Source organism: Rhizobacter sp. (assembly GCF_031412495.1).
Classification (GTDB): domain Bacteria; phylum Pseudomonadota; class Gammaproteobacteria; order Burkholderiales; family Burkholderiaceae_C; genus Schlegelella_A.
In genome coordinates this window covers 1-2,226 of record NZ_JANODC010000528.1, presented here as the reverse complement: position 1 = coordinate 2,226, position 2,226 = coordinate 1, and the positions used below count along the sequence as shown (strand labels likewise).

Annotated in this window: 3 protein-coding genes and 1 pseudogene; 2 read left to right on the top strand and 2 right to left on the bottom strand. The window is 70.7% G+C overall.

The genetic code is table 11. The annotated features are described in order from the left end of the window. A pseudogene (locus AC30N0_RS19690) lies at nt 1-283 on the top strand (MFS transporter); the annotation flags it as partial. Continuing rightward, nucleotides 276-1,181 carry a M48 family metallopeptidase gene (locus tag AC30N0_RS19685; protein WP_489519576.1) on the top strand — a complete coding sequence of 302 codons (906 nt, stop codon included), beginning with the start codon at nt 276-278 and terminating at the stop codon, nt 1,179-1,181. The pseudogene AC30N0_RS19690 and the gene AC30N0_RS19685, both read left to right, overlap by 8 nt. A 28-nt stretch (nt 1,182-1,209) precedes the next feature. Here the strand turns inward: AC30N0_RS19685 and AC30N0_RS19680 are convergent, their stop codons facing one another. After that, on the bottom strand, nt 1,210-1,878 hold the full coding sequence (locus tag AC30N0_RS19680; protein ID WP_489519575.1) for an alpha/beta hydrolase: 669 nt from the start codon (nt 1,876-1,878) through the stop codon (nt 1,210-1,212). Between the two features lie 11 nt (nt 1,879-1,889). Then, on the bottom strand, nt 1,890-2,226 hold a 337-nt coding region (locus tag AC30N0_RS19675; protein WP_489519574.1), incomplete at its 5' end, for an exodeoxyribonuclease III.

The following is a 2,226-nucleotide window of genomic DNA, read 5'->3' as shown; positions in this document are numbered from 1 at the left end:
CATCTCCAGCGGAATGGGCACGGCGGCCTTCGTGGCCTTCCTGATGAGCCTGTGCAACCGGCGCTTCAGCGCGACCCAGTTCGCCCTGCTCAGCGCCTTCGCCTCGGTCGGCCGGGTCTGGGTCGGCCCGCTCGCCGGCGTACTGGTGCTGTCGATCGGCTGGCCGACCTTCTTCGTCGTCTCGACCATCGCCGCGCTCCCGGCCCTGGCCCTTCTGATCACGATGCGGCCGCAGATTGCTATGCTGGAAGAGCCTCCCGACGCTCCTTCCGGCCATGCCTGACGCCCCGCTTCGCCTCGTCCTGCCCGAGTGCCGCTGCTGCGCCCGACCCGACCGGCGCCTGTTCGTCCGCCTGCTCGGCGCCGGCGCCGCGGTCGCCGCGACCGGCACAGTGCTGGCCCGCGAAGGCGTCGAGGTCGGGCGCCCGTCGACGCTCTCGAAGCTGGTTCCCGCCGATCAGATCGAGCGGGCGGCGACCGGGCAGTACGCGTCGATGCTCAACGGCGCCGCCCAGAAGGGCGCGCTCGCGCCCGAGAGCCACCCGCAGGTGCAGCGGCTGCGCACGATCGCCAAGCGGCTGATCCCGCATACCTACGAATGGAATGCACGCGCCCGCGACTGGCGCTGGGAGGTCAACCTCCTCGGCAGCCGCGCCATCAACGCCTTCTGCATGCCCGGCGGCAAGATCGTCTTCTACTTCGGCATCCTCGACCGCCTCAAGCTGAGCGACGACGAGGTGGCGATGATCATGGGCCACGAGATGACCCACGCGCTGCGCGAGCACGCGCGCGAGCAGATGGGCAAGAACATGGCGACGCGGGGCGCGATCGAGATCGGCGCCGCGATCTTCGGCCTCGGCAGCGGCGGGCGCCTGCTCGCCGACATGGGCGGTCAGCTCCTGACGCTTCGCTTCGGCCGCGACGACGAGAGCGAGGCCGACCTGATCGGCCTCGAGCTCGCCGCTCGCGCCGGCTACGACCCGCAGGCCGGCGTGACGCTGTGGCAGAAGATGGCCGCGGCGAGCAAGGGCGGCAAGCTCGAGTTCCTCAGCACGCACCCCTCGGGCCCGACCCGGATCAGCGACATCCAGCGCGCCATTCCGCAGGTGGCGGGGCTCTACGCGAGGGCCGACAAGCCCGAGGTGCGCTTCGGGCCGCCGACGGGTTCCACTACGCGCTGAGAGCCGTCAGCTCGCGGCGCAGGTCACGTCAACGTCGAAGGACGCCGATCAGCCACCGGTTCAGGTCGACGATCTCCGGCCCGCACACCGAGTGCGGCATCGGGTACTCGTGCCACTCCACCGTGTGCCCGGCCCCGACGAGCGCGTCGCGCGACTCCCGGGCCCGCGCGATCGGGATCACCGGATCCTGCGTCCCGTGCGCCAGGAAGATCGGCACGTCGTGGTTGGCCGAGTGCCGCTCGGCCGCGAGCAACGACGCCAGGGGCAGGTAGCCGGACAGTCCGACCAGGCCGGCCAAGCGCTCCCCGTGCCGCAGCCCGGTCATCAGCGTCATCGCGCAGCCCTGGCTGAACCCCGCCAGGACGATCCGCCCCGCCGGGACGCCGCGCTCCTTCTCCTTGGCGATGAACGCCTCCACCAGCGCCTGCGAGTCGCGCAACCCGGCCTCGTCCTCGCGCCGCTGCGTCGCGTCGAAGCCGAAGATGTCGTACCAGGCGCGCATCACGTGACCGCCGTTGATCGTCACCGGCCGAGTCGGGGCATGCGGGAAGACGAAGCGCACCGGGCCGACGGCCCCCAGGTCGAGCTCGTGCGCGACAGGGACGAAGTCGTTGCCGTCGGCGCCGAGGCCGTGCAGGATGATCATGCTGGCGCGCGGGTTCGGCGCGGTCTCGATCTCGATGGCGTCCAGGTTCATGGCGGTGGGGGTCATAGTTTGAAGTCGTAGTCGATGACGAGCGGCGCGTGGTCGCTGAAGCGCTGCTCGAGGTAGATGTGCTCGCGCGTCGCGAGGGTGGCGACGGCGGGCGTCGCCAGGTGGTAGTCGAGGCGCCAGCCGACGTTCTTCGCCCGGGCCTGGCCGCGGTTGCTCCACCAGGTGTACTGCTCGGGGTGCGGGTTGAGCGTGCGGAACACGTCGACGAAGCCGAGCTCCTCGAACAGCCGCGTCATCCAGGCGCGCTCCTCGGGCAGGAAGCCGCTGTTCTTGCGGTTGCCCTTCCAGTTCCGGAGGTCGATCTCCTTGTGCGCGATGTTGATGTCGCCG

Bases quoted from the DNA above. Each gene is read 5' to 3' on its own strand.
- AC30N0_RS19685 (WP_489519576.1), top strand. From the start codon at position 276: ATGCCTGACGCCCCGCTTCGCCTCGTCCTGCCCGAGTGCCGCTGCTGC.
- AC30N0_RS19680 (WP_489519575.1), bottom strand. From the start codon at position 1,878: ATGAACCTGGACGCCATCGAGATCGAGACCGCGCCGAACCCGCGCGCC.